General features: G+C 66.0%; 28 protein-coding genes and 1 riboswitch. Of the genes, 16 read left to right on the forward strand and 12 right to left on the reverse strand.

Translation table 11 applies throughout. The annotated features are described in order from the left end of the window. Window positions 1-3 precede the first annotated feature (3 nt). The 5 genes from rpsP to rplS all read left to right on the forward strand — a co-directional run bounded on the left by rpsP (window position 4) and on the right by rplS (window position 2,295). The gene (gene rpsP / locus L0C59_RS03795; RefSeq protein WP_243089888.1) at window positions 4-258 is read left to right on the forward strand and encodes a 30S ribosomal protein S16; all 255 of its coding nucleotides are present in this window, start codon (window positions 4-6) and stop codon (window positions 256-258) included. A 65-nt stretch (window positions 259-323) separates the two neighbouring features. Then, window positions 324-542 carry a KH domain-containing protein gene (locus L0C59_RS03800; protein ID WP_243089889.1) on the forward strand — a complete coding sequence of 73 codons (219 nt, stop codon included), beginning with the start codon at window positions 324-326 and terminating at the stop codon, window positions 540-542. A 27-nt stretch (window positions 543-569) separates the two neighbouring features. Continuing rightward, window positions 570-1,058 (forward strand): ribosome maturation factor RimM, encoded by a 489-nt coding sequence (gene rimM, locus L0C59_RS03805; protein ID WP_243089890.1) that lies wholly within the window; start codon window positions 570-572, stop codon window positions 1,056-1,058. After that, window positions 1,059-1,778, forward strand: coding sequence for a tRNA (guanosine(37)-N1)-methyltransferase TrmD (gene trmD / locus L0C59_RS03810; protein ID WP_243089891.1), 720 nt, complete (start codon window positions 1,059-1,061; stop codon window positions 1,776-1,778). Window positions 1,779-1,833: 55 nt separating this feature from the next. After that, a complete protein-coding gene (rplS, locus tag L0C59_RS03815) occupies window positions 1,834-2,295 on the forward strand; it encodes a 50S ribosomal protein L19 (RefSeq protein ID WP_243089892.1) in 462 nt (153 codons plus the stop codon). Between the two features lie 40 nt (window positions 2,296-2,335). On the opposite strand, the gene L0C59_RS03820 is transcribed toward rplS, so the two are convergent. Further along, a complete protein-coding gene (locus L0C59_RS03820; protein WP_243089893.1) occupies window positions 2,336-2,941 on the reverse strand; it encodes a response regulator in 606 nt (201 codons plus the stop codon). A gap of 59 nt (window positions 2,942-3,000) precedes the next feature. Between L0C59_RS03820 and sdaAA the strand changes: the two genes are divergently transcribed. Then, window positions 3,001-3,864 carry an L-serine ammonia-lyase, iron-sulfur-dependent, subunit alpha gene (gene sdaAA / locus L0C59_RS03825; protein ID WP_243089894.1) on the forward strand — a complete coding sequence of 288 codons (864 nt, stop codon included), beginning with the start codon at window positions 3,001-3,003 and terminating at the stop codon, window positions 3,862-3,864. A 1-nt stretch (window position 3,865) separates the two neighbouring features. Here the strand turns inward: sdaAA and L0C59_RS03830 are convergent, their stop codons facing one another. Continuing rightward, a complete protein-coding gene (locus tag L0C59_RS03830; protein ID WP_243089895.1) occupies window positions 3,866-4,723 on the reverse strand; it encodes a sulfurtransferase in 858 nt (285 codons plus the stop codon). Window positions 4,724-4,981: 258 nt separating this feature from the next. Between L0C59_RS03830 and L0C59_RS03835 the strand changes: the two genes are divergently transcribed. Further along, a complete protein-coding gene (locus L0C59_RS03835; protein ID WP_243089896.1) occupies window positions 4,982-5,662 on the forward strand; it encodes a zinc metallopeptidase in 681 nt (226 codons plus the stop codon). Then, entirely contained in the window at window positions 5,663-5,911 is a 249-nt protein-coding gene (locus L0C59_RS03840; RefSeq protein WP_279232480.1) for a TFIIB-type zinc ribbon-containing protein, read from the forward strand. A 45-nt stretch (window positions 5,912-5,956) separates the two neighbouring features. On the opposite strand, the gene L0C59_RS03845 is transcribed toward L0C59_RS03840, so the two are convergent. From L0C59_RS03845 to L0C59_RS03880, 8 genes are all read right to left on the reverse strand, one after another. Beyond that, window positions 5,957-6,604, reverse strand: coding sequence for a peroxiredoxin (locus L0C59_RS03845; protein ID WP_243089898.1), 648 nt, complete (start codon window positions 6,602-6,604; stop codon window positions 5,957-5,959). 78 nt (window positions 6,605-6,682) lie between these two features. Beyond that, window positions 6,683-7,009: a nucleoside triphosphate pyrophosphohydrolase family protein gene (locus L0C59_RS03850; protein WP_243089899.1), complete on the reverse strand. Its 327-nt coding sequence runs from the start codon at window positions 7,007-7,009 to the stop codon at window positions 6,683-6,685. Further along, window positions 6,996-10,028 (reverse strand): AAA family ATPase, encoded by a 3,033-nt coding sequence (locus L0C59_RS03855; RefSeq protein ID WP_243089900.1) that lies wholly within the window; start codon window positions 10,026-10,028, stop codon window positions 6,996-6,998. Before L0C59_RS03855 ends, L0C59_RS03850 begins: the two co-directional genes overlap by 14 nt. After that, window positions 10,025-10,522 (reverse strand): GerMN domain-containing protein, encoded by a 498-nt coding sequence (locus tag L0C59_RS03860; protein ID WP_243089901.1) that lies wholly within the window; start codon window positions 10,520-10,522, stop codon window positions 10,025-10,027. The genes L0C59_RS03855 and L0C59_RS03860 overlap by 4 nt, the downstream gene beginning before the upstream one ends. A 2-nt stretch (window positions 10,523-10,524) precedes the next feature. Next, window positions 10,525-11,670 (reverse strand): N-acetylmuramoyl-L-alanine amidase family protein, encoded by a 1,146-nt coding sequence (locus tag L0C59_RS03865; RefSeq protein ID WP_243089902.1) that lies wholly within the window; start codon window positions 11,668-11,670, stop codon window positions 10,525-10,527. Next, on the reverse strand, window positions 11,667-12,101 hold the full coding sequence (gene smpB / locus L0C59_RS03870) for an SsrA-binding protein SmpB (RefSeq protein WP_243089903.1): 435 nt from the start codon (window positions 12,099-12,101) through the stop codon (window positions 11,667-11,669). The genes L0C59_RS03865 and smpB overlap by 4 nt, the downstream gene beginning before the upstream one ends. 1 nt (window position 12,102) lies before the next feature. Further along, the gene (locus L0C59_RS03875; RefSeq protein ID WP_243089904.1) at window positions 12,103-12,813 is read right to left on the reverse strand and encodes a carbon-nitrogen hydrolase family protein; all 711 of its coding nucleotides are present in this window, start codon (window positions 12,811-12,813) and stop codon (window positions 12,103-12,105) included. 1 nt (window position 12,814) lies between these two features. Then, on the reverse strand, window positions 12,815-13,420 hold the full coding sequence (locus L0C59_RS03880) for a biotin transporter BioY (RefSeq protein ID WP_243089905.1): 606 nt from the start codon (window positions 13,418-13,420) through the stop codon (window positions 12,815-12,817). Between the two features lie 184 nt (window positions 13,421-13,604). Here L0C59_RS03880 and gap point away from each other — a divergent pair, with 184 nt between their 5' ends. The 8 genes from gap (at window position 13,605) to mnmE (ending at window position 22,577) form a co-directional block, all read left to right on the forward strand. Beyond that, the gene (gene gap / locus L0C59_RS03885) at window positions 13,605-14,600 is read left to right on the forward strand and encodes a type I glyceraldehyde-3-phosphate dehydrogenase (RefSeq protein WP_243089906.1); all 996 of its coding nucleotides are present in this window, start codon (window positions 13,605-13,607) and stop codon (window positions 14,598-14,600) included. Continuing rightward, window positions 14,601-15,770, forward strand: a complete 1,170-nt coding sequence (locus L0C59_RS03890; RefSeq protein WP_243089907.1) for a phosphoglycerate kinase — start codon at window positions 14,601-14,603, stop codon at window positions 15,768-15,770. Window positions 15,771-15,825: 55 nt separating this feature from the next. Next, entirely contained in the window at window positions 15,826-16,578 is a 753-nt protein-coding gene (gene tpiA, locus L0C59_RS03895; protein ID WP_243089908.1) for a triose-phosphate isomerase, read from the forward strand. A gap of 31 nt (window positions 16,579-16,609) precedes the next feature. Continuing rightward, window positions 16,610-17,728, forward strand: coding sequence for a pyridoxal phosphate-dependent aminotransferase (locus L0C59_RS03900; protein ID WP_243089909.1), 1,119 nt, complete (start codon window positions 16,610-16,612; stop codon window positions 17,726-17,728). Beyond that, the gene (pdhA, locus tag L0C59_RS03905) at window positions 17,725-18,765 is read left to right on the forward strand and encodes a pyruvate dehydrogenase (acetyl-transferring) E1 component subunit alpha (RefSeq protein ID WP_243089910.1); all 1,041 of its coding nucleotides are present in this window, start codon (window positions 17,725-17,727) and stop codon (window positions 18,763-18,765) included. Before L0C59_RS03900 ends, pdhA begins: the two co-directional genes overlap by 4 nt. Next, on the forward strand, window positions 18,759-19,754 hold the full coding sequence (locus L0C59_RS03910; RefSeq protein WP_243089911.1) for an alpha-ketoacid dehydrogenase subunit beta: 996 nt from the start codon (window positions 18,759-18,761) through the stop codon (window positions 19,752-19,754). Before pdhA ends, L0C59_RS03910 begins: the two co-directional genes overlap by 7 nt. Window positions 19,755-20,000: 246 nt before the next feature. Further along, entirely contained in the window at window positions 20,001-21,275 is a 1,275-nt protein-coding gene (gene hemL, locus L0C59_RS03915) for a glutamate-1-semialdehyde 2,1-aminomutase (protein WP_243089912.1), read from the forward strand. Between the two features lie 3 nt (window positions 21,276-21,278). Then, complete coding sequence (gene mnmE, locus L0C59_RS03920; protein WP_243089913.1) at window positions 21,279-22,577, forward strand: tRNA uridine-5-carboxymethylaminomethyl(34) synthesis GTPase MnmE; 1,299 nt, start codon at window positions 21,279-21,281, stop codon at window positions 22,575-22,577. Between the two features lie 9 nt (window positions 22,578-22,586). Here mnmE and metX read toward each other — a convergent pair whose 3' ends face one another. Next, complete coding sequence (gene metX / locus L0C59_RS03925; protein ID WP_243089914.1) at window positions 22,587-23,729, reverse strand: homoserine O-acetyltransferase MetX; 1,143 nt, start codon at window positions 23,727-23,729, stop codon at window positions 22,587-22,589. Beyond that, the gene (locus L0C59_RS03930) at window positions 23,726-24,991 is read right to left on the reverse strand and encodes an O-acetylhomoserine aminocarboxypropyltransferase/cysteine synthase family protein (protein ID WP_243089915.1); all 1,266 of its coding nucleotides are present in this window, start codon (window positions 24,989-24,991) and stop codon (window positions 23,726-23,728) included. The genes metX and L0C59_RS03930 overlap by 4 nt, the downstream gene beginning before the upstream one ends. A 130-nt stretch (window positions 24,992-25,121) precedes the next feature. Beyond that, window positions 25,122-25,258, reverse strand: a riboswitch (SAM riboswitch). Window positions 25,259-25,393: the final 135 nt, after the last annotated feature.

A 25,393-nucleotide genomic window follows, 5' to 3' on the forward strand; every position in this document is an offset into this window, starting at 1 on the left:
AGCATGGTAAAGATCCGGCTCTCTCGTTTCGGCTCCAAGCATAACCCTCACTACCGCATCGTGGTCACCGATAGCCGCAGGAAGCGCGACGGCGCCTACATCGAAAAGATCGGGTACTACGATCCCCGCAAGACCACTCCCGAGTGGCTGAAGGTGGACGTGGAGCGGGCCAGGTACTGGCTCTCCGTGGGGGCCCAGCCCACGGACACCGCCCGGAGGCTTCTTAGAGAGGCGGGGGTTTTCCGGCAGGAAGGCTAGGATAAGGGCTTCCTGAGGGTGCCGGGCGGGTATCCTCGCCGGCGCCCTTGTCTTAACATGAGGTCATGAGGGACTTGGTGGAGTACCTGGCCAAGAGCGTGGTGGACCAGCCGGAGCGGGTCCGGGTGCAGGAGAGGCGTACGCGGGAAGGGCCCCTTTACCTGGTGGAGGTGGCCCCGGAGGACAAGGGCCGGCTCATCGGTAAGCAGGGCCGGGTCATCGAGTCCATCCGTACCCTGGTGCGGGCCTACGCCAAGCGCAAGGTGGGTGTGGAGGTGCGCTAGGGCGGGCTCTGGCATAATGGATTAGGGATGCGCCTGGTGGAGATCGGCCGGTTCGGTGCCCCGTATGCCCTGCGCGGGGGGCTTAAGTTCCGGGGTGAGCCGGTGGTGGCTCACCTGGAACGGGTGTACGTGGAAGGCCATGGCTGGCGGGCGGTGGAGGATCTCTACCAGGTGGGGGAAGACCTGGTGGTCCACCTGGCAGGGGTTTCCAGCCGGGAGCTGGCCGAGCCCTTGGTGGGTCTTCGGGTGTACGCGGAGGTGGAGGAGCTCCCCCCCCTCGAGGAGGGCCGGTACTACTACTTCGCCCTCATCGGGCTTCCCGTTTACGTGGGGGACTTGAAGATGGGGGTGGTGGTGGACATCCTGGACGCGGGAGCCCAGGATGTCCTGGTGATCAAGGGCGTGGGGGAAAGGCTTCGCGACCAGACGGAGCGCCTGGTGCCCCTGCAGGCCCCCTACGTGCGGGTGGAGGAGGAGGGCATCCACGTGGAGCCGATCCCCGGCCTCTTTGACTGAATGCGCTACACTATCCTCACCCTTTTCCCTCGCCTCATACTCCCCTGGCTTTCGGAGTCTCTCCTAAAGAAGGCCCAGGAGCGGGGCCTTATCCGGGTGGAGGTGGTGGATCTCAGGGCTTATGGCCTGGGGCGGCACCGCACCGTGGACGATACCCCCTATGGCGGCGGGGCGGGGATGGTGATCCGCCCCGATGTGGCGGTGGCGGCCTTGGAGGCAGTTCTGCCCGCGGATGAGGTGATCCTCCTTTCCCCGGCGGGGGAACCCTTCTCGCAGCGGATGGCGGAGGAGCTGGCCCAAAGGGATCACCTGGTCCTTCTTTCCGGGCGCTACGAGGGATTTGACGCCAGGGTGGAGGCCTTTGTGACCCGGTCCCTTTCCATTGGGGACTACGTGCTCATGGGGGGGGAGGTGGCGGCCCTGGCGGTGCTGGAGGCCACCGCCCGGCTTATTCCCGGGGTGATCGGGGATCCGGAAAGCCACCTAAGGGATTCCTTCGTCCGTGGGCTTCTGGACCATCCCCACTACACCCGCCCTCCGGAGTTCCGCGGGCTTAGGGTGCCGGAGGTTCTCCTTTCGGGAAACCATCCGGAGGTGGACCGGTGGCGCAGGGCGGAGGCCTTGAGGAAGACCCTGGCCGTGAGGCCGGAGCTGGTGCGGGAGGCCAGGCTTGGGCCCCTCGAGGTGGCCTGGCTTGCGGAAATGGACCGCGAGGGCTAGACTTAGGTCTGTTGCCCATGAACCCCTAGGGGTTCCTCTGGGGAGGGAGGCGAACATGAACCGAGGAGCGCTGCTTAAGGTGGTGGAGGCCAAGTATACCCGCACCGATCTTCCCGAGTTCCGGCCTGGGGACACCGTGCGGGTGGCCTACCGGGTAAAGGAGGGCAACCGCACCCGGGTGCAGAACTTTGAGGGCATCGTCATCAAGGTCAAGCGGAACGGGTACAACACCAGCTTTACCGTGCGCAAGGTGAGCTATGGCGTGGGGGTGGAGCGCATCTTCCCCTTGAACTCCCCCCTCATCGAGAAGATCGAGATCGTCCAGCGGGGCCGGGCCCGGCGGGCCAAGCTCTACTTTATCCGCGAGCTTTCCGAAAGGGAGATTCGCCGCAAGCTCCGTGCCGACCGCAAGCGCATCGGTCAGGACCAGGAGAGGGCTCGGGTGGCCAAGGAGGAGGCGGAAGCCGCCAAGAGCGCTACCCAGGCGGTTTCCGAAGGGGAAGCCCCAGCCGAGTAAGCCGGGGGCTAGGGGAAGGGTGGGTTTGCCCGCCCTTCCCCTACATCTTCGCCAGGAAACCCAGGGACCTCGCCTTTTCCAGAGCTTCCACCCGGTTTCGGGCCAGAAGCTTGCCGTAAAGGCTTTCCAGGTGGTCCTTCACCGTGTCCGGGGAAAGGCCTAGGGCCTTGGCCATCTCCTTCACGGAAAGCCCCTGGGCCAGAAGGTGGAGGACCTCCTCCTCCCTGGAGGTGAGGCTGGGAAGGTCTGGGGGCTTCAGCGTCTCCTCCCCTTGCGCCACCCGTAAAAGGCGCCTTTTGAGCTCGGCGGCGGAGAGCTCCTTGGAAAAATAGGCGTCGGCCCCGGCCAAAAAGGCTTCCCGTACCAGGGCGGGCTCCTGGTAGGTGGTGAGAAGGGCGATCAGACCGGCATACCCCTTCTTCCTTAGCGCCCGGGTGCACTCCAGGCCGTCCATTTTGGGCATCCTTAGGTCCAGGAGGACCGCTTCTGGGTTCAGCGCCAGGGCCTTTTCCAAGGCCTCCTCCCCATCCTGGGCCTCGGCCACCACCACGAGCCCTTCCCCCTCGAGGCCCGCCCTAAGCCCCAGGCGGAAGAGGGGGTGGTCGTCGGCGATCAGCACCCGGAGATTGGGGTTTAGATGCCGCATCCTCGCCCTCTAGGATAGGCCCACCCTGTGAAAATCAGGCTAAAACCTATACTAAGGCTATGCCGTTGACCCTGAACGACCTTGCAGCCCTTCCCGGCCGGGCATCCGAGGCCTTGCTCCTCGAGGAGGTGGAGGAAACCGGGTTGGCTCCCGAGGCCATCCTGGCTAAGCTCCGGGAGCGCCTGGGCATTATGCGGGATTCCATCCGAAGGGGTCTTGCCTCGGACGCCCCCAGTGTGGCGGGAATGGTGGGGAAGAACGCCAAGACCTTGTGGGAGGCCCCGGACCCCTTGCGGGATCCGCTTCTCAAGCGGGTTCAGGCTTACGCCATGGCGGTCAACGAGGAAAACGCCCGCATGGGCCGGATTGTGGCCGCACCCACCGCGGGCAGCGCCGGGACGCTTCCTGGGGCCTTGCTGGGGGTAGCGGATCACCTGGGCATCCCCGATGAGGAACTCCTCATGCCCATGGTCCTGGCCGCCGGGGTGGCCAAGATCATCAGCCGCCAGATCTACATCGCTGGGGCCAGCGGGGGATGCCAGGCGGAGATCGGCTCCTCGGCGGCCATGGCGGCGGCCGCCGTTACCGAGCTTCTCGGGGGGAGCTCGGAGGCCTCCAGCCATGCGGCGGCTTTGGCCCTGCAGAACACTTTGGGTTTGGTTTGCGATCCCGTGGGGGGATTTGTGGAGGTGCCCTGCGTGATGCGCAATGGCTTTTATGCGGTTCACGCGGTGAGCGCGGCTTCCATGGCCCTGGCGGGAATAAGGAGCGTGATCCCTCCCGACGAGGTGATCCTGGCCATGGCGGGCATCGGCCGCCTCCTGCCCTTGGAGCTCAAGGAGACTGGCCTGGGAGGCTTGGCGGACACCCCTACAGGGCGTCGGCTCGCTGCCCAAGCCCTGGGGGAGGCTTCTGAGGGCTAGGCTATTCCTCCCCCTTGGCCACCGGAACTCCCACCAGGTTGCCCCACTCCGTCCAGGAGCCGTCGTAGTTCTTCACGTGGGGGTAGTCCAGGAGGTACTTGAGGACAAACCAGGAGTGGCTGGAACGCTCGGCGATGCGGCAGTAGACCACCACATCCTTCTCCGGGGTGATGCCCAAGGACTCGTAGAGGGCCTTAAGTTCCTCCGCCCTTTTGAAGGTCCCGTCGGGGTTCACCGCCTTGGCCCAGGGGATGTTCTTGGCGCCCGGGATGTGGCCGGCCCGCAGGGCTCCTTCCTGTGGATAGTCGGGCATGTGGGTGCGTTCCCCGCGGTACTCCTCGGGGCTTCGCACGTCCACCAGGGCGCCCTTGCCCTCCTTAACCTTGAGGGTGTGCTTGAGGACCTCGTCCCGGTAGGCGCGGATGGTCTCGTCCCGGTAGGGCACCCGATAGGCGCCCCGGGGATAGGTGGGCACCTCGGTGGTGAGGGGGCGGCCCTCCTCCACCCACTTCTGCCGCCCTCCGTTCATGAGGCGCACATCCTGGTGGCCGTTGTACTTGAAGAACCAGAAGGCGTAGGCGGCCCACCAATTGTTCTTGTCCCCGTAAAGGACCACGGTGGTGTCGGTGGAGATGCCCAGGCGTTCCATGAGCTGGGTGAACCCCTCCTCGTCCACAAAGTCCCGTACCACCGGATCCCAGAAGTCCCGTTGCCAGTCCACCTTCTGTGCCCCTGGAATGTGGCCGGTTTCGTAGAGCAGGATGTCCTCGTCCACCTCGAGGATCCGAATCTGCGGGTCCTGTAAGTGCTTTTGAACCCAGTCCGTGCTCACCAGAACCTCGGGATGCGTGTAGTCCATACCCCACCTCCCAATCCCAAGATACCCATGAGTAAAAAAGAGTAAAGGGTATCCGTGCACATTCCATCCAAGGCCTTGCGAGAAGGGGCTGGGTCTGGTATAAAGGAAACCGCGGGGAGTAGCCGCCCCCCATGGGGCCAGCCGGTCGTCAGTACGGGAGCCATCCCCGGTCGGCTGGGGCGCCAAAGGGCGCATGGCGAGACCACCTACCTAGGTGGCCTCGGTTTTTTGCTACTCTCCGTAAGGAGGTGGACGGGAATGGACATGTTGGCGCTTTTGCTCATGGGGCTGGTTTTCTTGGCCAGCTTGGCGATTCAAGGGGGTTTGCAGGCTACCTTTGCCCGTTTCAGCCGGGTGGCCAATAGCCGTGGCCTTACGGGAGCCCAGGTGGCCCGGGCCATTTTAGATGCCCATGGCCTCACCCATGTCCGGGTGGAACCGGTGCCCGGGGCGCTCACCGACCACTACGATCCCCATGCCAAGGCGGTGCGGCTTTCCGAGCCCAACTACGCCTCGTCCAGCCTGGCGGCCTTGGCGGTGGCGGCCCACGAGGTGGGGCATGCGGTGCAGGATGCCCACGGCTACACCTGGCTTCGGGTGCGGGCTAGCCTCTGGCCAGCGGCTAGCCTGGGCACCAACCTGGGCCCGATCCTGGTGGTGGGAGGCTTGATGCTGGGGGCCATCGGTCTGGCCAAGCTCGGGCTTTACCTCTACCTGGCGGTGGCCCTATTCCAGCTGGTGACCCTGCCCGTGGAGTTTGACGCCTCGAGGCGGGCCCTGGAGTTCCTACGGCGCATGGGCTTCCTCTCCCAGCAGGAGATGGTCCCTGCCCGGCAGGTGCTCACCTGGGCGGCCCTTACCTATGTGGCCGCCTTGGCCAGCTCCTTGGCCACCATCCTCTACTACGCCAGCCTCCTCATGGGTCGGAGGGAAGAGTAAATGCCCCTTCTCCTTTGCCCAAACTGCCAGGTGGGCATGAAGGAGGTGGAGAGGCGGGGGGTCCTATTGGACGTTTGCCCCCAGTGCGGGGGGGTGTGGCTGGATCGGGGGGAGTTGGAAAAGCTCCTGGCGGAGGCCAAGGAGGTGGAGCGGGCTTACGAGGAGGAGCGGGAGGCGTACCACCGCAAGGAGGGCAAGCCCTACAAGAAGAAAAGGGGCTTCCTGGAGGTGCTGGACCTCTTTGACTAGGTGTCCAAGGTTAACCCCCGGGGTCGAACCCGGGGGTTAGGGCATCTAGGCCTTTTTCAGGCGCAGGTACCAGCGCTTGTACTCGGCGTATTCGGACTTTTTGGCCTCGTCCGCCTTGAGCTCGTCCAGGGTGGCCGGGGGCTTGACGATGGCGGGGTCACCCGGCTGCCAGTCCGCGGGGGTGTTCAGTCCGGTGCGGTCGGTGAACTGCAGGGCCCGGACGAAGCGCAGGATCTCCTCGATGTTGCGGCCGGTGGTAAGGGGGTAGTAGAGCATGCCCCGCAGGATGCCGTTGGGGTCAATGATGAACACCGCCCGCACCGCAGCGGTTTCGCTGGCGGCGGGGTGGATCATGCCGTAGAGCTTGGACACCTTCATGTCCAAGTCGGCGATCACTGGGAAGTTGATGCTAACCCCGGACATCTCCTCCAGGTCCTTGAGCCAGGCCAAGTGGGAGTAGATGGAGTCGATGGAAAGCCCCACCAGCTGGACTCCCAGCTCCTCAAACTCCTTCTGCCGACGGGCGAAGGCCAAGAACTCCGTGGAGCACACCGGGGTGAAGTCGGCGGGGTGGCTGAAGAGCACCACCCACTTTCCCTTGAGGTCGGATAGCCGGAGCTCCCCAGCCGTGGTCTTGGCCACGAAGTCGGGGGCAGGCTCGTTTAAACGGGGTAGGGTAACCATCTCTTCCATGCGTACCTCCTTGTCTGGCTGGCATACCAGCCAAGGGCTACTATACCCTAAAGGGGTACAAGATGCAAGTGATTTTCGTTAGCGATTATCTCCCGCGCCCCCGATCTTTCCCCGCTCTAGGCGGGAGCGGAGCTTGGCCAGGTTGCCTTGGGCTACCTCCTCCAGGCTGACTCCCAGGTCGGTGGCCAGCTGGGCCACATACCAAAGCACGTCCCCAAGTTCCGCCACCAGGTCCTCCCGGGTGGCCTGGCTTAGGTTTCCCCCATGGTCCCGGAGGATTTTTTTGACCTTGTTGGCCAGTTCCCCACTTTCCCCCGCCAGGCCCAAGGTGGGGTACAGAAGCCGGTAGACCTCAGGGTAGAGGGCGGTTTTCTTGGCCTCCTGCTGGTACTCATTTAGGGTCATGGGCTACCTCCTTGCGGATGGAGTACACCCGGCTCACGCCTCCTTGGGCGGTGACCCCGTAGAGGGCGTGGCAGGCCTCCATGGTGCGCTTTTGGTGGGTGACCAGGATGAACTGTCTGCCAGAGTGCAGGAAGCGGGTGAAGCGGACGAGGTTAGCCTCGTCCAAGGCGGCGTCCACCTCGTCCAAAACCGCCAAGGGTAAGCCCCCTTGGAGTTCGCCCAAGGAGAAGAGGAAGGCGAGGGCCCCCAGGGTTTTCTCCCCCAGGGACAGAAGCCGGAGGTCTTGGGTGCGCTTTCCTGCGGGGATCACCACCAGTTTCAGCCCCTTTCCCTCCCGCTTCACCTGGGCCTGGGCTCCAAGAAGGGCTAGGGCATGTTTTTGGAAGGCACTTTGGAAAAGCCCGAAGCTTTCCCTCAGCCTTTCCCCGTAGGCCCTTTCCACCGCCTTGGCTTCAGCCTCGAGGCGAAGGAGGGCCTGGGTGGCTTCCTCCACCTCCTTGGTCTGGGCCTCGAGGCGGGCTTCCAGCTCCCTTAGCTCCCTTTCCGCCAGGGCGTTTACGGGTCCCAAGGCCGCCCTTTCCCGCTCCACCTGGGCCAGCCTCGCTTGGAGGGCCCTGGGCGTGCCAGGCAGGCGGTCCAGGGGGGGGAGGGAGTCCCTTTCCCGGCCCAGTTCCTCCAGGAGGGCTTCCCTGCGGGCCAGGAGCAGGCGGAGGTTTTCCCGCTCGCTCAAGAGGGCGTTGGCCCGGGTAAGAGCCCGGGTTTGCTGGTCCTCGAGTTTGCTCCTTTCCGCCCGCACGGCCCCCAGGCGCTCCTCCAACTCCTGGGCCCTGGCCAGAAGGGGCTGGCTGGCGGCGAGTTTGGCCTTTAGCTCCTCCAACTTTACCTGGATGCGGCGCACCTCCTCCTGCGAGGCTATCCAAGCTTCCCTGGCCTGGGAGAGGAGGCGCCAGCCCTCGTGGGCCTCCGCCTGGGCCAGGGTTTTCTCCAGCTCCTCCCTTTCTTTCTCCAGGGCCCGAAGCCGGGCTTCCTCCCCCGTTTCCTGGGGAGGGGTGGGGGATTGGGGAGGCGGGGGTAAGGGGGAGCGAAGGCGGGCTTGTAGGGCTCCCACCTGGGCCCGGGCCTCCTCCAGAAGGCGGTGGGGGGGTAGGGAGGCCAGGGCCTCTTCCAAGGCCTTTATCTCCCTGGCAAGCTGCTCCTTTTCGGCTTCCAGCTCCTCCAAACGCCGCCTCAGGAGGAGGGTTTCCCCGCCCCCTTTCACACGCCCGCCGGATAGGGCTCCCAGGCGCTCCAGCACCTCGCCTTCCAGGGTGACCGCCCTTTCCCTTCCCCCGGCCCTCCGGTAGGCCAGGGCTGCGTCCAGGTGGGCGAAGACCAGGGTATCCCCCAGGAGGGCCCGGAGGACTTCCTCCTCGGGCAGGCCCGGGTGCCGGAGTCGGGCCAGGCGGAAGGCGGGTCCCAGGAGTCCGGGCACGGAAGGGGGGGAGGGGGGAGGTGGTGGGGAAAGAAGGGTGAGGGGCAGGAAGGTGGCCCGGCCCCCTTCCCGTTTCAGGAGGGCGATGGCGGCCTTGGCCGCCTCCTCGTCCTGGGTGAGCACCCACTGGAGCCGGGGGCCCAGGGCCACCTCTATGGCCAGCTCCAGCCCCGGCTCAGGCGCAACCAGGTCCGCCAACACCCCCAGCACCCCAGGAAGCCTCCTCACCCTTCGGGGTCCCTCATGGAGGTCGCTGCCGGCCTCCACAAGCCGCCTTAGGCGCTCGGCCTCCCTAAGGCTTCCTTGGGCCTGGGCGCGCAGGTCAGCAAGGCGGGCTTCCAACCGCCTTCTTTCGGCCATCTGCGCCTCGAGGTCCCGGAGCTCCTCAAGCCTGTGGGCAAGCTCCTCCTCCAAGCGGGAGCGTTCTGCCAGGGCCTCCTGGTAGGCCTTAAGGCGTTCCTCGTAGCGGGCGGTTTCCGCCAGGTACCTACGGAAGGCCTCCTCTTGGCGCCTTTTGGCAGCCAGCAGGCGTTCTACCTCCTCTTTCAAGTGCTTCAGCCGGGTGCGAAGCTCCTGGAGGGGCCGGGGGGGAGGGGGTACCGGAGGGCCGGGGTCCGGGGGCGGGGGACGGTCCAGGGCCCTTTGCAGGCGGGTAAGCTCCTTAAGCTCCCGTTCCAGGCCCTCCCGCTCCTTTAGGCGCAGGCGCACCGCTTCCAGTTCCTGGCGCAGGGACTCCTCCTCGTGGGCCAGGGCCAGGCGCCTGGCCTCCAGGGCTTCCCGTTCCCTCTCTAGGGTTTCCTCCTCCCTGGCCAGGGCCTTAAGTCGCTCCTCGGCCCTCGCCATCTCGGCTTGGGCTTCCTCCATGCGGGCTTCCAGGAGGCTTGCCTTGAGGGCTAGGGCCTCGAGGTCCAGGGCTTGGGCGCGCCTAGCCCGCTCTGCCTCCCCTTTAAGCCGCTCCGCCTGGGCCTTAAGCTCCCGAAGTTCCCGCTCGCGCTCTTCCAGTAGGCGGTGCGCCTCTTCCAGCTCCTTCTCCGCCACCCGGGCTGCTTCCGCCACCGGCTTGAGCCCGCTAGCCTCCTCCAGCTGGGCCAGCAGGACTTCCTCCGGGGCTTCCAGGAGGCCGGCCACCTCTCCTTGGCCCACGATGGCGTACCCTCCGCGGCCCAAACCCGTGCCCGCAAGGTGGAGGGCCAGGGCCTTGGCGCTTAAAGGGCGGCCGTTTACCCGGAAGAGGGAGCGGTCCCCCTCGATGCGCCGTTCCACGGTGAGGCGTTCCCTTCCCCGGGAAAGCTCTAGGCGCACCTCCGCCATGGCCTGGGGCGGACGGCCCTCGCCCCCGTGGAAGAGGAAGGTGCCGAGTTCCTGTCCGCGTAGCTCGTGGGCGCGGGCCCCGGTCACGAAGCGCAAGGCCTCCACCAGGTTGCTCTTACCGGAACCATTGGGCCCGATGATCCCGGTGATGGGATCCGGAAAGTCTAAGGCGGTGCGCTCCGCGAAGGATTTGAACCCCTGGAGGACGAGGCGGTCTATGCGCCAGGTTTCCCTCATGGTAGCTGGATGGGGCGGCTAAGGTCCAGGTGGGCCAGGCCCGGTCTGGGTTCTCCCTCCACCAGGAAGCGCACCTCCTGGGCCTGGGGGAAGGTGGAAAGGAGGGTATAGGCCAGGCTGTAGAGGCGCAGGGCTTCCTGGCTGGCATCCAATCCCTGGGCAAAGTCGGCGGGAAGGTCCACCACGAGAAGCCTGTCCAGCCGGTAGAGGCCCCGGGGCTTGGGGGCCTTTAGGGCCTCGGCCCAGGCGGCCAGAACTTTGTTCTCCGGCGTATCCCCCGGGGCCAGCTCGAGGGTGCGGGTTTCCTTAAGGAGGCCCTGAGGCGGGTTGGGGAGGTAGAGGATCATGGGCAGGGTGTTAGCGGCCGGGGTTTCCTCTGAGGGCAAGGGGAGGGCAGATGGGGCCTGCCCTCCCTGGCCTTGCCAGTAGACCAAGGCCCCCAAGCCGAAGAAGGCGAGGCCAAGGAGGTTAAAGGGGGTCAAGAGTCGGCGCATGGCTACTCCAGATAGGCGCGGATGGCCTGGGCGATGGCCTCCGCTATCTGATTGCGGGCCTCAGGGGTCTTTAGCCGTTGTGCCCCCACCTCGAGGACCACCCCCGCCCCGGGGATGTCCGTGAGGGCATAAGGACCCTCCGCCTGGGCCAGCACGATGCCTAAGGCGGAGAAGGCCTTTTGTAGGCCCTGTGCCAGGCGCCTTGGGTCCCCCGCGTAGACCTTGAGCAAGGCGGCTTGCTCGGCGGGGGCTGAGGCCAGAAGGGTTTCGGCGTTTTGGGCTAAAGGGGTGGAGCGGACCTTGGGCAGGTAGAGGTAGACCGCGCTGCCTTGGGTGACGTGCAGGGAAACCACCACCGAAGCCCCCTGGGCCAGGCGCAGGCGGGCCTCGAGGGGTACGGTTTGATCCCCTTGCCGGGTGAGCTGGGCCTTGGGTAGGCGGGCGGCCACCCGCCTGGCCAGATCCAGGGTGAGGTCCTTTTCCAAAAGACCCCCCACCGAGATCCCCGGGTCCTTCCCCCCATGGCCGGGGTCCAGGAGTACCGTGGGTCTGGGTTTAGCGGGGGAACCCCACTCCAAGGCCACCTGGCCCCCTCCGGGGTAGTAGAGCCGGGTGGGTGGGGTCTCCAAGGCGAGGCGAAGCCCCCGGGCCTCCTGCCTCAGGCCCGCCCCTTCTCCCTGGGCCAGGAGAAAGAGGACGCTGTTGCCCTCCAACAGGGCGTTCACCTCCCGGGAGAAGCGGAGGAGGACCTGCCCCGGCTTCCGCTCAACCCCCAAAAGCCTGGCCCAGGGCAGTTGGAGGAGGATCCCCTCCTGGGCCCGGTATTCTAGGCCCAAGGCCTCGCTTAAGGGCCGCAAGGGGACGAAAACCTCCTGCCCCCGTTTCCAGGCGGCCCCCTGGGCGGCGGCCTGGGCCTCCTGTGCCACTAAGGGAAAAACCTTATAGCGGCTTCCCAGGCCCAGGGCCACCCGGCCTTCCCCTTGCCACAGGGCGAGCCCCAGGCCCCGGGCTACCAGGCGCACCTCCCCATAGGACACGCCCCTCCCCCCAGGGTAAAGGGCCTGGCCCACCTCTCCTCCCACCAGGAGGGGCCTTGGGGCCTGGGCCAGGGCGGGAAGGAGAACCAGGACCAGGGCAAAGAACCTCATAGTTCCTCCAAGGCGCGGCGCACAGCCCGCTTCTTGTCGTCTTCCTTTTTTTGGTAGGCCTTCTTGCCCCGCCCAAGCCCCAGGAGCACCTTGGCGTAGCCCCGTTCGTTGAAGTAAATCTTTAACGGTACTAAGGTGAGGCCCTTCTGCTCCACCCTGCCCCTTAACCGGTTGAGCTCGTGGCGGTGAAGGAGGAGCTTGCGCTTTCGCCTGGGGTCCACGTTGGTGTAGGACCCCTTCTCATAAGGAGCGATGTAAAGGTTTTCCAGGTAAAGCTCGCCATTTTCAAACTTGGCAAAGCTTCCCGTAAAATCCACCTTACCGGCGCGAAGGGACTTCACCTCGGTTCCCTTTAGGACGATCCCCGCCTCGTAGGTTTCCAGGATCTCGTAGTCGTGCCGTGCCCGGCGGTTCTCCAGCACGAGGGCCATCTTACCAGAGCCGGTAGGCCCCTATCCGGCGATGGCGGAGGATGGGGTAGCGGGCGCGGTACTCCTCCAGGAAACCCAGGTCCAGGTCCACCACCGCCAGGCCTTCCTCCCGCCTCGAGGCCAGGAGGCGGCCATCAGGGGCCACCGCCAGGGAGGGGCTTCCCGTGTCCGCCCGGTTGGCGAGGAGGAGGTAGGCCTGGTTCTCCGCGGCCCTAGCCCTGGCCAGGACAGAAAGGAGCTCCTGGTACTCCCCGGGCCAGGCCGAGCCCACCAAAAAGGCTTCGACGCCCATCAGGGCGTAGCTGCGGAAGAGTTCGGGGAAATCCAGGTCGTAGCAAAGGGCAAGCCCAAACCTTCGCCCCCCTAACTCCCACGTCACGGGGCCTTCCCCGGGCTCAACCCCCTCGTCCCCTTCCTCTCCCTGGGCCAGGAAGGGGTGCACCTTGTCGTAAAAGGGGCCCTGGGGGAAGACGCCAAGCCGGTTCCTGGGGCCAGGGGCCAGGTAGCCGGCCAGCACCGCCATGCGGTTTTCCCCGGCCAAGGCCTCGAGGGCACGGGGAAGCTCCTCATGCCCTTGCCTTCCCAGGACCAGCTCGGGAAGGAGGAGGGCCAAGGCCCCCTCCTCCCGGGCCTGGCGCACCAAGGGGGTGAGGGCCTGAAGAAACTCCGAGAGGCTTTCCCGCTTGGCGATGTGCCCCAGGGCTAGCCGCACCCTAGCGCCTTCCCAGCACCTTCCAGGCGGAGGGCAGAAGCAAAGCTGCCACCACCGCCTTCACCAGGTCCAAAGGGATGAAGGGGAAAAGCCCCATGGCCAGAAGAGCACCTGTTCCGGTAAACTTTCCTGCCCCCATGAGCCAGGCGGCAAGCCAGGGAAGCCCCACCAGGTAAAGCAGGGCATTGCCCGCCAGCATGGCCAAAAGGGTTCCCAGGAAGCTCCGGTCCAGGCCGAAACGCTCCACCAGTAGCCCCACCAAGCCTGCGGCCAGGGGGAAGGCCAGGAGAAAGCCTCCGGTAGGGCCCAGGATCTTGGCCAGGCCGCCCGTTCCCCCAGCGAAAACGGGTAGCCCCATGGCCCCTTCCGCCAGGTAGGCGAGAAGGGCCAGGAACCCCAGGCGGCTTCCCAAGGCGGCACCCACCAGGAGAACCCCTAGGGTCTGGCCGGTGATGGGTACAGGGGTGAAGGGCAAGGGGATGCTGACCCTGGCGGCCAAGGCCACCAGGAGGCTACCCCCCAGGATCAGGGCCAGGTCTCGGGCCAGGGTGCGGTGGGGCCAGAGGGTTTTAACCAGGGGTGGATAAGGGAGAACCTCGGTTTTCATCGCCTCTACCTCCTAGACCACCCGGGTGGTCGTCAACCAAATATACGGGCTTGGGGTTGACGGGTCAAGGGGAGGTTTGCTTAAGCCAAGTGCCGTCAATCACTTATGAGAAAGCCGGTATACTGAAGCCATAGCTCTTGACCCCTTAGGGCAAGGGGCGAGGAGCCACGCAGGGAGGTTAGCTATGAAGGTAGGCATCAACGGATTCGGCAGAATCGGCCGTCAGGTGTTTCGCATCCTCCACGGGCGAGGGGTGGAGGTAGCCCTCATCAACGACCTTACCGACAACCGGACCCTAGCCCATCTCCTCAAGTACGATTCCATCTACCACCGCTTCCCCGGCCAGGTGGGGTACGATGACGAGAACATTTACGTGGACGGCAAGGCCATCCGGGCCACGGCCATTAAGGACCCCAAAGAGCTTCCCTGGGGAAGCCTGGGGGTGGACGTGGTCATCGAGTCCACGGGGGTGTTTACCGATGCCGACAAGGCCAGGGCCCACCTCGAGGCGGGGGCCAAGAAGGTGATCATCACCGCCCCGGCCAAGGGGGAGGACATCACCATCGTCATGGGAGTGAACCACGAGCAGTACGATCCCGCCAGGCACCACATCATCTCCAACGCCTCCTGCACCACCAACTCCCTGGCCCCGGTGATGAAGGTGCTGGAGGAGGCCTTTGGCGTGGAAAAGGCCCTCATGACCACCGTTCACTCCTACACCAACGACCAGCGGGTGCTGGATCTGCCCCACAAGGACCTGCGCCGGGCGCGGGCGGCGGCCATCAACATCATCCCCACCACCACCGGGGCCGCCAAGGCCACGGCTTTGGTGCTCCCTTCCCTGAAGGGGCGTTTTGACGGGAGCGCCCTCAGGGTGCCCACGGCCACGGGGAGCATCTCCGACATCACCGCGGTGCTCAAGCGGGAGGTGACCGCGGAGGAGGTGAACGCGGCCTTGAAGGCGGCGGCGGAGGGGCCGCTAAAGGGCATCCTGGCCTACACCGAGGATGAGATCGTCCTTCAGGACATCGTGATGGATCCCCACTCCTCCATCGTGGATGCCAAGCTCACCAAGGCCCTGGGCAACCTGGTGAAGGTCTTTGCCTGGTACGACAACGAGTGGGGCTACTCCAACCGGGTGGCGGACCTGGTGGAGCTGGTGCTGAAGAAGGGGGTTTAGATGCGCACCCTTAAGGACCTGGACCCCAGGGGCAAGCGCATCCTGGTACGGGTGGATTACAACGTTCCCATCAAGGAGGGGGTGGTCCAGGACGACACCCGGATCCAAGAAAGCCTTCCCACCCTGCGCCACCTCCTGGAGCAGGGGGCTTCCTTGGTCCTCCTCTCCCACCTGGGCCGGCCCAAGGGGGTGGATCCCAAGTACTCCCTGGCCCCGGTGGCGGAGGCCTTGGGGCGGTATCTTTCCGGCGTCCGCTTCGTGCCCCACAGCCCCGGCTCCGACCAGGCGCACCAGGCGGTTCAGGCTCTGGTCCCGGGTGAGGTGGCCCTTTTGGAGAACGTGCGCTTTGAGCCGGGGGAGGAGAAGAACGACCCCGAGCTTGCCGCCCGCTACGCCCGGTTGGGAGAGGCCTTTGTCCTGGATGCCTTTGGCAGCGCCCACCGGGCCCACGCCAGCGTGGTGGGGGTGGCGAGGCTTCTTTCTTCCTTCGCGGGGTTCCTCATGGAGAAGGAGGTGAAGGCCCTTTCCCGTTTGCTCCGGGATCCGGAGAAGCCCTATGCGGTGGTGATCGGGGGGGCCAAGGTTTCGGACAAGATCGGGGTCATGGAAAACCTCCTGCCCCGCATAGACCGCCTTCTCATCGGCGGGGCCATGGCCTTCACCTTTATCAAGGCCCTTGGGGGCGAGGTGGGGAAGAGCCTGGTGGAGGAGGACCGGCTGGATCTGGCTAAAGACCTCCTGAAGCGGGCGGAGTCCTTGGGGGTGAGGGTGCACCTGCCGGTGGACGTGGTGGCGGCGGAGCGGATCGAGGCGGGGGTGGAAACCCGTACCTTCCCTGCGGACGCCATTCCCGTGCCCTACATGGGCCTAGACATCGGGCCCAGGACCCAGGAGGCCTTCGCCGAGGCCCTAAAGGGGTCCAAGACGGTCTTCTGGAATGGGCCCATGGGGGTCTTTGAGGTACCGCCCTTTGACGAGGGTACCTTGGCGGTGGGCCGGGCGGTGGCGGCCTTGGAGGGGGCCTTCACCGTGGTGGGAGGGGGTGACTCGGTGGCGGCGGTGAACCGCCTTGGCCTTAAGGACCGCTTCAGCCACGTATCCACGGGAGGAGGGGCGAGCCTGGAGTACCTGGAGAAGGGCACCCTTCCGGGGATTGAGGTTTTGGAGTAGGCAGAAGCGTGTTAGCCCCGCCCCCTGGGGCGGGGCTTTCCTGTAGGATAGCGGCATGCGCAGGGTTTTGGTGGCGGGAAACTGGAAGATGCACAAGGTACCCTCGGAGGCCAGGGTATGGCTTGCCGAGCTCAAGAGGCTTTTACCTCCTTTGCAGTCCGAGGTGGCGGTGTTGCCCGCCTTTCCCATGCTCCCCGTGGCCAAGGAGGTGCTTTCCGGTACCCAGGTGGCCTACGGGGCCCAGGATGTTTCCCCCCATCGGGAGGGGGCCTACACCGGGGAGGTTTCCGCCCGCATGCTCTCCGATCTAGGGTGCCGCTATACCCTCGTGGGCCACTCGGAGAGGCGGCGCTACCACGGCGAGACGGATGCCCTGGTGGCGGAGAAGGCGAAAAGGCTTTTGGAGGAGGGGATTACCCCCATCCTGTGTGTGGGGGAGCCCTTGGAGGTGAGGGAGAGGGGGGAGGCGGTGCCCTATACCCTGGCCCAGCTTAGGGGAAGCCTCGAGGGCCTAAACCCTCCGGGTCCCGAGTCCTTGGTGATCGCCTACGAACCGGTCTGGGCCATCGGTACCGGGCATAACGCCACCCCCCTGGACGCGGAGGCCATGCACCAGGCCATCCGTCAGGCCCTGGGTGAGCTTTACGGGGAGGAGTTCGCCAGGAGGGTGCGGATCCTCTATGGGGGAAGCGTGAACCCTAAGAACTTCGGCGATCTCCTTTCCATGCCCAACGTGGACGGGGGGCTGGTGGGGGGGGCTAGCCTGGAGCTGGAAAGCTTTTTAAGCCTCCTCAGGATCGCGGGTTGAGCCCAAGGGGGCTTTGGGCTACCCTTTACCTATGCGGCTTCATCCCCGCACCCAGGTTGCCCGGGAGAGCATCTTCCCCAAGATGAGCCAGCTTGCGGCCAGGCTCCAGGCGGTGAACCTGGGCCAGGGTTTTCCCTCTAACCCGCCGCCCGCCTTCCTCCTCGAGGCGGTGCGCAGGGCCCTGGGGCGCTACGACCAGTACGCTCCCCCGGCGGGGCTTGCCGTACTCAGGGAAGCCCTGGCGGAGGAGTTCGGGGTGGAGCCCGAGAACCTGGTGGTCACCTCCGGGGCCACGGAGGCCATCCACGTCCTCTTGCAAAGCCTAGCGGGTCCTGGGGACGAGGTGGTGGTGCTGGAGCCCTTCTTTGACGTGTACCTGCCCGATGCCTTCCTGGCCGGAGCCGAGGCCAAACTGGTGCGGCTTGCCCTGGGGGAGCAGGGTTTCCGCCTGGACCTCCCCGCCTTGGAGAGGGCCATCACCCCCCGCACCCGCCTTCTCCTGGTCAACGCCCCCATGAACCCCACGGGCCTGGTCTTCCGGGAGGAGGAGCTTAGGGCCCTGGCCGCCTTGGCCCAGAAGCATGACCTCTTTTTGGTCTCCGATGAGGTCTATGACGAGCTCTATTTCGGGGAGAGGCCAAGGCGCCTGAGGGAGTTTGCCCCCGAGCGCACCTTCACCGTGGGGAGCGCGGGGAAGCGCCTCGAGGCCACGGGGTATAGGGTGGGCTGGATCGTGGGGCCCAAGGAGTTCATGCCTATCCTGGCGGGGATGCGTCAGTGGACCAGCTTTTCCGCCCCAAGCCCCTTGCAGGCGGGGGTGGCGGAGGCCCTAAGGGTGGCGCGGGAGGAAGGGTTTTACGAGGCCCTGCGGGAGAGCTACCGAAAAAGGCGGGACCTGCTTCTTTCCGGGCTTAGGTCCATGGGCCTTAGGGCTTACGAGCCAGAAGGCACCTACTTCCTCATGGCCGAGCTTCCCGGATTTGACGCCTTCCAACTTGTGGAGGCGGCCAGGGTGGCCTTGATTCCCGCCAGCGCCTTCTTTCGGGAAGACCCCCCTCTTGGGCTTTTCCGCTTCGCCTTCTGCAAGAGCGAGGAGGAGATCTCCCTGGCCCTAGACCGCCTGGCCGCCGTGGTAAACTCCCCTGCGTGAAGCCAAAGGTGGTCCGATATCTGGACAAGGGCGAGTTTCCCGTGAGCGGGGAGGAGGCCTTGGCCCTTTACCGGGCCATGCGCCGGGCCCGGTTCTTCGACGAGAAGGCCTTGACCCTCCAGCGCCAGGGCCGGCTTGGGGTTTACGCCCCCTTTATGGGCCAGGAGGCGGCCCAGGTGGGGGTAGCCCTAGCCTTGGGGGATAGGGACTGGGTGGTGCCCAGCTACCGGGAGTCCGCCATGCTCCTGGCCCGGGGGCTTCCCATCCACGTCCTCCTCCTTTATTGGCGGGCCCACCCCGCGGGCTGGCGCTTCCCCGAGGGGGTCCGGGCGGTGAACCCCTACATCCCCATCGCCACCCAGATGCCCCAGGCGGTGGGCCTGGCCCTGGCGGGCCGGTACCGGGGGGAGGACTGGGTGGTGGCCACCTCCATCGGGGATGGGGGGACCAGCGAAGGGGATTTCCACGAGGGGTTGAACTTCGCCGCGGTCTTCAGCGCCCCGGTCCTTTTCCTGGTGCAGAACAACGGCTACGCCATCAGCGTGCCCCGGCACAGGCAGATGCGGGTGGACTACATCGCCAGGAGGGCGGAGGGCTACGGGATACCCGGGGTGGTGGTGGACGGCAACGACGCCTTCGCCGTTTACCTGGAGGCCAGAAAGGCGGTGGAGCGGGCCCGGAAAGGGGAGGGCCCCACCCTCCTCGAGGCCCTCACCTACCGCCTGGCTCCCCACACCACCTCCGACGACCCGAGCCGGTATAGGACCCGGGAGGAGGAGGAAGCCTGGCGCTCCAAGGATCCCATCCTGCGCCTCCGCAAGGCCCTGGAGGCCGCTGGGCTTTGGGATGGGGACCTGGAGGAGGCTCTTCTTGGGGAGCTGGAGGAGGAGTTTACCCGGGAGCTGGCCCTGGCGGATGGGGCTCCCGAGCCCGGCCCCGAGACGATGGTGGAGCACGTCTACAAGGAGATGGGCCCAGACCAGAAGCGGGCTTGGGAGGCCTTGAAAGAAGGGAAGCACGTGGAGGAGCTATGGTAGCGGAAAGGGCCAGGGTGCTGAACCTGGTCCAGGCCATCCACGAGGCCCTGGACCTGGCTTTGGCTCGGGATGAGCGGGTTTTGGTCTTTGGGGAGGACGTGGGGAGGCTTGGCGGAGTGTTCCGGGTCACGGAGGGCCTCCAGGCCAAATACGGCGAGGGCCGGGTCTTCGATACCCCCTTGGCGGAAAGCGGCATCCTGGGCCTGGCCATCGGCCTTGCCATGGGAGGCATGCGGCCCGTGGCGGAGATCCAGTTTGCGGGTTTTCTCTACCCAGCCCTGGACCAGATCCTCTCTCACCTGGGCCGCTGGCGCCACCGCTCCCGGGGCCGGGTGGGTCTGCCCGTGGTGGTACGGGCCCCCTATGGGGGTGGGGTGCACACCCCCGAGCAGCATGCGGACTCCCCCGAGGCCCTTCTGGCCCACGCTCCTGGGGTTAAGGTGGTGATCCCCTCGAGCCCCGAAAGGGCTAAGGGCCTCCTCCTGGCCGCCATAGAGGACGAGGACCCGGTCTTCTTCCTGGAGGCCATCAAGCTCTACCGGGGGGCACGGGCCCAAGTGCCTGAGGGCTACTACACCCTCCCCCTGGGCAAGGCCCGGGTGGTGCGGGAGGGAAGGCACGCCACCCTGATCGGCTATGGGGGCATGGTGGAGGTGATGCTGGAGGCGGCGGAGGTGGCGGCCCGGGAGGGGGTGGAGGTCATGGTGGTGGACCTGGAAACCCTGGTTCCCTTGGACGAGGGCACCCTCCTGGAGGCTGTGCGGGAGACGGGGCGGGCGGTGGTGGTCTACGAGGCCATGCGCACCGGGGGCTTCGGAGCGGAGATCGCTGCCCGCATCGCCGAGGGGGCCATAGACTACCTCCAGGCCCCCGTGGTGCGGGTGGCGGGGTACGACGCCCCTTACCCTCCCTTCAGCGCCATGGAGCACCACTACCGTCCCAACGCGCGCCGGGTGCTGGCGGCCTTAAGGCGGGTGCTGACCCACTGAGGCCTATCCGGTGTGGGCTCGGTGGGTAAGCTGGGGACGAGGCCACGCTACTTGCCCAAACCGCCTAGCCCAGGAAAGGGGTAACCGTCCTCCGCGTGAGCGAGGAGCTTGGGGGCGCGGGCCCTCTAGGCTGCCGAAACGCCCTCCTTGCCGCGCATGCTCAGGGGAGCCTGGGTGGCGGGGGATCCTCCCGTTACATGGCCAGGGGTTTGGGCCACGGCTTTGGGCTGGCGTAAAGTGGAGGGTATGGAGAGGCCCATTTCCCAGAGGCTTTTTTCCGAGGCGCAAGCCCACATCCCGGGCGGGGTTTCCAGCCCCGTTAGGGCCTTCAAGGCGGTGGGGGGTACCCCTCCCTTCCTGGTGCGGGGAAAGGGAGCCCATGTGTGGGACGCGGACGGGAACCGGTATGTGGACTATGTGCTCAGCTGGGGGCCCTTGATCCTGGGCCACGCCCACCCGGAAGTGGTAGAGAGGGTTAGGGAAGTGGCGGAAGAGGGCCTGACCTTCGGGGCTCCCCATCCCCTCGAGGCCGAGTTGGCCAAGGCGGTGAAGCGGGCCTACCCCCAGGTGGAGCTGGTGCGCTTCGTGAACTCGGGGACCGAGGCCACCATGAGCGCCTTGCGCCTGGCCCGGGGGTATACGGGGCGGAAGTACATCGTCAAGTTCCGGGGCAACTACCACGGGCATGCGGATGGCCTCTTGGTGGAGGCGGGAAGCGGGGCCCTTACCTTAGGGATTCCCAGCAGCGCCGGGGTGCCCGAGGAGTACGCTGGCCTCACCTGGGTCCTGGAGTACAACGATCCCGAGGGGCTTAGGGAGCTCCTTCGGGCACGGGGTGAGGAGATTGCCGCCATCATCTTTGAGCCAGTGGTGGGCAATGCCGGGGTTCTCGTGCCCACGCCGGCTTTCCTCGAGGCCTTGCACCAGGCCCGGGAGTATGGGGTCCTCCTCATCGCCGACGAGGTGATGACGGGCTTCCGCCTGGCCTTCGGCGGGGCCACGGAGCGGCTTGGGCTCAAGCCCGACCTCATCACCCTGGGCAAGATTCTGGGAGGGGGCCTTCCCGCCGCCGCCTACGGGGGCAGGCGGGAGATCATGGAAAAGGTGGCCCCCTTGGGGCCGGTGTACCAGGCGGGGACCCTTTCAGGGAACCCTTTGGCCATGGCCGCAGGCCTAGCTACCCTGGAGGTCTTGGAGAGGAATCCCGGCTACTACGGGTACCTGGAAACCTTGGGGGCCAGGCTGGAGGCGGGGCTTAAGGAGGTGCTGTCGCAAAAGGGCCTGCCCCACACGGTAAACCGCATGGGCTCCATGATCACGGTTTTCTTCACCGAAGGGCCCGTGGCCACCTTCCAGGAAGCCAGGCGCACGGATACAGAGCTTTTCAAGCGCTTCTTCCACGGCCTTCTGGACCGGGGCGTGTACTGGCCGCCCTCCAACTTTGAGGCGGCCTTCCTCTCCGTGGCGCATGGGGAGGAGGAGCTGGCCCTTACCCTCGAGGCCCTGGAAAGGGCCCTGTAGCCCATGACCCTCAGGGAACCCATATGCGCCATCGCCACCCCCTTGGGCAAGGGGGCCATCGGGGTGGTACGGCTTTCCGGGGAAGGGGCCTTGGAGGTGGCGAGCCGGGTGTGGCGGGGAAAAGACCCCAGGAGGCTTGAAGGGGGCCGGTTTACCCTGGGGGAGGTGGTGGATCCGGAAACCGGGGAGGTGTTGGACCAGGCCCTCCTCTTGGTCTTCCGAGCCCCCAGGTCCTACACGGGGGAGGATGCCTGCGAATTCCACACCCATGGTTCCGTGGCGGTGCTGAGAAGGGTCCTGGAGGCCTTGGTGAAGGCGGGGGCCCGCTTGGCAGGCCCAGGGGAGTTCACCTTCCGGGCCTACATGAACGGCAAGCTGGACCTGGCGCAGGCGGAGGCGGTCTTGGCCCTGGTGGAGGCGGAGGGGGACCTGGCCCGCCGCCAGGCCTTGAGGAGCCTCGAGGGAAGCCTCTCCCGGAAAATCGCGGCCTTGGAGGATAGGCTCCTTTCCCTTCTCGCCCACATCCAGGCCCTTTTGGACTACCCCGAGGAGGGGGTGGAGCCCCTGGAGGCGAAGCGGGTGGTTGGGGAGGTGCTTAAGGAGGTGGAGGCCCTCCTGTCCCAGGCAAGGTCCTCCCGCCTGGCGCAGAAGGGGGCCCGCCTGGCCCTAATCGGGGCGCCCAATGCCGGTAAGAGCTCCCTTCTCAACGCCCTTTTGGGCTACGAAAGGGCCTTGGTTTCCCCCATCCCCGGCACCACCCGGGACTATCTGGAAGCCCCTCTGGAGCTTTTCGGCATTCCCCTGGTGGCGGTGGACACCGCGGGGATTCGGGACACCGCGGACCCCTTGGAGCGGGCAGGGGTGGAAAGGGCTTTAAGAATCGCCGAAGAAGCCGATCTCGTGCTCTATGTGGCCGACCGCTCGGCCCCAAGACCTCCCCTTCCCCCTCTGCCCCCCAGGACCTTGAAGGTGGCCACAAAGGCGGACCTACCTCCCCTTTGGGAGGATGCGGGGTTCATCCCCGTGTCCAGCGTGACGGGGGAGGGGTTAGCCCAGCTGAAGGAGGCCATCCGGGAGGCGCTTTTGGGAAAGGAGGGAGGGGAGTACCTCCTGAGCGAGCGGCAGATCGAGGCCCTTCACCAGGCCAGGGAAAGGCTTTTGGAGGCGCAAGACCTCCCGGAGGACCTCATGGGGTTGGCCCTCGAGGAGGCCCTCAAGGCCTTGGCCTCCTTGAGGGGAAGAAGGGAGGTCTCCGAGGAGGTGGTGGCCCGGGTTTTCCAGAACTTCTGCGTGGGGAAGTAACCAGGCCCCTCAGGGCAAGAACGCGTCCAGGATGGCCTCCACCTGGTCCGTTTCGATCAGGAAGGCATCGTGCCCGTGGGGGCTTCGGATCTCCCGGTACCTTCCCCCGCTTAAGCGGGCCACCTGCCGCACCTCCTCGGCAGGGTAGAGGAGGTCGGTGTCTATGCCCACGAAGAGGGAGGGCAGGTTTCTGAGCCGCTTCAGGGCCTCCTCCACCCCACCCCTTCCCCGGCCCACGTCGTGGGTGTCCATGGCCCGGGAGAGGACCAGGTAGCTTTCCGCGTGGAAGCGCTTTAGGAACTTCTCCCCCTGGTAGTCCAGGTAGGTCTCCCCCTTTTCCGGCTCCTGGCTCCAGCGGGATTCAAAGCCCCTGGGGGCGCGGTAGCTCATCATGGCGATGCCCCGGGCCAGGGCCATGCCCTTGGGGGCGGGATGGCCCCCATGGTACTCGGGGTCTAAGAGGATAGCCTGTCGGCTTAGGTGGTTGAAGGCCCGGGCCCAGGGTCCATGCCTGGCGGGAGCGGCCAGGACCACCAGTTTCTTCACCCTTTCCGGGTACATGAGGGCGAACTCCAAGGCCACCATCCCCCCAAGGCTTCCCCCGATCACCACGGCCTTCTCCACCCCCAGGTGGTCCAAAAGCCTGGCCTGGGCCCGGGCCAGGTCGCGGATGGTGAGGGGAGGGAAATCCTTGCCGTAGGGCTTGCCCGTGCGGGGGTCTGGGGAGAGGGGCCCGGTAGAGCCATAGCAGCTTCCCAGATGGTTGGCGGAGATCACGTAGTAGAGGGCGGGATCCAGAATCCGCCCGGGGCCCACCAGGGAGTCCCACCACCCCTGGGGGCCGAAGGCCCTCTCCAGGGGGGAGAGGCTTTGGAGGGTGGCCTCCTGGTAGGTGCCGGCCAGATGGGCGCTTCCCGTGAGGGCGTGGAAGACCAAGACCGCGTTGTCCCGGAGCCGGGAAAGCCGGCCGTAGGTTTCAAACCTTAGGCGCACCTCGGGCAGGAAGCCCCCGAGCTCGGTGTAAAACCCTTCCCGCCTGGGAAAGAGCACGGCGGTGCGGGGCCTGGGAGGGGGGATGGAAAGGGGAGAGCGGGGCGGCTTGAGGATGAGGGCCTCGTGTTCCCCCCAGGTTTCCAGGGCGATCTCGCTCATGCCAGGGCCTCCTTTAACTCCGCCTTTAGGTCCTCCACGTGCTCGAGGCCCACGCTTAAGCGCACCATCTCTGGCAAAACCCCGGCCAGGGCCTGCTCCTCCGGGGAGAGCTGGGAGTGGGTGGTGGAGGCGGGGTGGATGGCCAGGGTGCGGGTGTCCCCCACGTTGGCCAGGTGGGAGATGAGCCTAAGCCGGGAGATGAAGCCCTTGGCCGCCTCGTACCCGCCCTTGAGGCCAAAGGTGAGGACAGCCCCCGGTTTGCCCCGGAAGTACTTCTGGGCCCGGGCGTGGTGGGGATGGTGGGGAAGCCCTGGGTAGTTCACCCAGGCCACCTGGGGTTGTTCCGCAAGCCAGTGGGCCAGGTGCAGGGTGTTTTCCACGTGGCGCTCGGCCCTTAGGGAAAGGGTTTCCATCCCGAGAAGCACCACCCAGGCCTCAAAGGGCCCCAGGGCCTGGCCCTGGTCCCGAAGCCCATCCACCCGGGCCTTCACGATGAAGGCTAGGTTCCCGAAGGTTTCCACCAGCCTAAGGCCGTGGTACCCGGGCTGGGGCTCGGTGAGAAGGGGATAGCGGCCGTTGTCCCAGGGGAAGTTCCCCCCGTCCACGATGCCCCCGGCGATCACCGCCCCGTGCCCTCCCACCCACTTGGTGAGGGAATGGGTCACCGCCGCCGCCCCCCACTCCAGGGGTCTGAGAAGGTATCCTCCCATGCCGAAGGTGTTGTCCACGAAAAGGGCCACTCCCGCTTCCCGGGCGGCTTGGGCCAGGGCCTCGAGGTCCGGGATGTTCAGGGCAGGATTGCCGATGGACTCCACCCACCAGGCGCGGGTCTTCTCGTCGGTGAGGGCCAGGAACTCCTCGGGGCGCTCTTCCCTGGAGGTAAAACGCACCTCAATCCCAAGGCGCTTCAGGGTTACCTTGAACTGGTTGAAGGTGCCCCCGTAGAGGTTGGGGGTGGAGACGATGTTGTCCCCGGCCTGGGCTAGGGTGGTGAGGGCCAGGAACTGGGCGGCGTGCCCCGAGGAGGTAGCCAAGGCAGCTTTGCCCCCTTCTAGGGCTGCCAGACGCCGTTCCAGCACCTCCACGGTGGGGTTCATGATGCGGCTATAGATGTTCCCGAACTCCTTCAGGGCGAAGAGGTTGGCGGCGTGCTCGGGACTCTGGAAAAGGTAACTGGTGGTGGGGTAGATGGGTACCTGGCGGCTTAAAGTGGTGGGCTCGGGCTCGTAGCCGGCGTGGAGCTGCAGGGTTTCAAAGCGCATCCTTGGCCTCCTTTCCAAGAACCCGCCTGGGGCGCCTGGGAAGGGGCCAATAAGAAGGCCCCTTCTGGCGGGAAGTGCAAGGGCACCGTTCTCTCGCCTAGAAGGGGTTGGGCGTGGCGCTTACCCCCCTCTCTTATCGTCCCCGGGCGTTTCCCCCACCCGGGCCGGCCTTGGCACCAGCCCCACCCGCATCCGGCCATGAAACGGAAGGGATGGGAGGTTGCCGCGGTTTCGCAGGGCCGTACCCTCCACCGCTCTGGATAAGAGAACGGGCTGGTTTTCGCCGCGCCCCGGCGCGGTTAAGGGTCAGTGTAGGGGCTTGGGGCTTGGCCGTCAACACCCTTGAACCCGGACAAACACATGTGAGACTCTGGGCTGGGATAAAAAGAGGGGGACCGACTC

The sequence above is a fragment of the Thermus neutrinimicus genome, from assembly GCF_022760955.1.
Taxonomy (GTDB): Bacteria; Deinococcota; Deinococci; order Deinococcales; family Thermaceae; genus Thermus; species Thermus neutrinimicus.

Coding starts and splice junctions, on each gene's coding strand:
- L0C59_RS03880 (WP_243089905.1), bottom strand. CDS start 13,420: ATGAAAACCGAGGTTCTCCCTTATCCACCCCTGGTTAAAACCCTCTGG.
- L0C59_RS03855 (WP_243089900.1), bottom strand. CDS start 10,028: ATGAGGGAAACCTGGCGCATAGACCGCCTCGTCCTCCAGGGGTTCAAA.
- rplS (WP_243089892.1), top strand. CDS start 1,834: ATGAACCGAGGAGCGCTGCTTAAGGTGGTGGAGGCCAAGTATACCCGC.
- gap (WP_243089906.1), top strand. CDS start 13,605: ATGAAGGTAGGCATCAACGGATTCGGCAGAATCGGCCGTCAGGTGTTT.
- L0C59_RS03830 (WP_243089895.1), bottom strand. CDS start 4,723: ATGGACTACACGCATCCCGAGGTTCTGGTGAGCACGGACTGGGTTCAA.
- rpsP (WP_243089888.1), top strand. CDS start 4: ATGGTAAAGATCCGGCTCTCTCGTTTCGGCTCCAAGCATAACCCTCAC.
- L0C59_RS03900 (WP_243089909.1), top strand. CDS start 16,610: ATGCGGCTTCATCCCCGCACCCAGGTTGCCCGGGAGAGCATCTTCCCC.
- metX (WP_243089914.1), bottom strand. CDS start 23,729: ATGAGCGAGATCGCCCTGGAAACCTGGGGGGAACACGAGGCCCTCATC.
- trmD (WP_243089891.1), top strand. CDS start 1,059: ATGCGCTACACTATCCTCACCCTTTTCCCTCGCCTCATACTCCCCTGG.
- rimM (WP_243089890.1), top strand. CDS start 570: ATGCGCCTGGTGGAGATCGGCCGGTTCGGTGCCCCGTATGCCCTGCGC.
- L0C59_RS03840 (WP_279232480.1), top strand. CDS start 5,663: ATGCCCCTTCTCCTTTGCCCAAACTGCCAGGTGGGCATGAAGGAGGTG.
- L0C59_RS03860 (WP_243089901.1), bottom strand. CDS start 10,522: ATGCGCCGACTCTTGACCCCCTTTAACCTCCTTGGCCTCGCCTTCTTC.
- L0C59_RS03890 (WP_243089907.1), top strand. CDS start 14,601: ATGCGCACCCTTAAGGACCTGGACCCCAGGGGCAAGCGCATCCTGGTA.
- L0C59_RS03930 (WP_243089915.1), bottom strand. CDS start 24,991: ATGCGCTTTGAAACCCTGCAGCTCCACGCCGGCTACGAGCCCGAGCCC.
- mnmE (WP_243089913.1), top strand. CDS start 21,279: ATGACCCTCAGGGAACCCATATGCGCCATCGCCACCCCCTTGGGCAAG.
- L0C59_RS03820 (WP_243089893.1), bottom strand. CDS start 2,941: ATGCGGCATCTAAACCCCAATCTCCGGGTGCTGATCGCCGACGACCAC.
- L0C59_RS03835 (WP_243089896.1), top strand. CDS start 4,982: ATGGACATGTTGGCGCTTTTGCTCATGGGGCTGGTTTTCTTGGCCAGC.
- L0C59_RS03910 (WP_243089911.1), top strand. CDS start 18,759: ATGGTAGCGGAAAGGGCCAGGGTGCTGAACCTGGTCCAGGCCATCCAC.
- smpB (WP_243089903.1), bottom strand. CDS start 12,101: ATGGCCCTCGTGCTGGAGAACCGCCGGGCACGGCACGACTACGAGATC.
- L0C59_RS03865 (WP_243089902.1), bottom strand. CDS start 11,670: ATGAGGTTCTTTGCCCTGGTCCTGGTTCTCCTTCCCGCCCTGGCCCAG.
- sdaAA (WP_243089894.1), top strand. CDS start 3,001: ATGCCGTTGACCCTGAACGACCTTGCAGCCCTTCCCGGCCGGGCATCC.
- L0C59_RS03800 (WP_243089889.1), top strand. CDS start 324: ATGAGGGACTTGGTGGAGTACCTGGCCAAGAGCGTGGTGGACCAGCCG.
- L0C59_RS03845 (WP_243089898.1), bottom strand. CDS start 6,604: ATGGAAGAGATGGTTACCCTACCCCGTTTAAACGAGCCTGCCCCCGAC.
- L0C59_RS03850 (WP_243089899.1), bottom strand. CDS start 7,009: ATGACCCTAAATGAGTACCAGCAGGAGGCCAAGAAAACCGCCCTCTAC.
- tpiA (WP_243089908.1), top strand. CDS start 15,826: ATGCGCAGGGTTTTGGTGGCGGGAAACTGGAAGATGCACAAGGTACCC.
- hemL (WP_243089912.1), top strand. CDS start 20,001: ATGGAGAGGCCCATTTCCCAGAGGCTTTTTTCCGAGGCGCAAGCCCAC.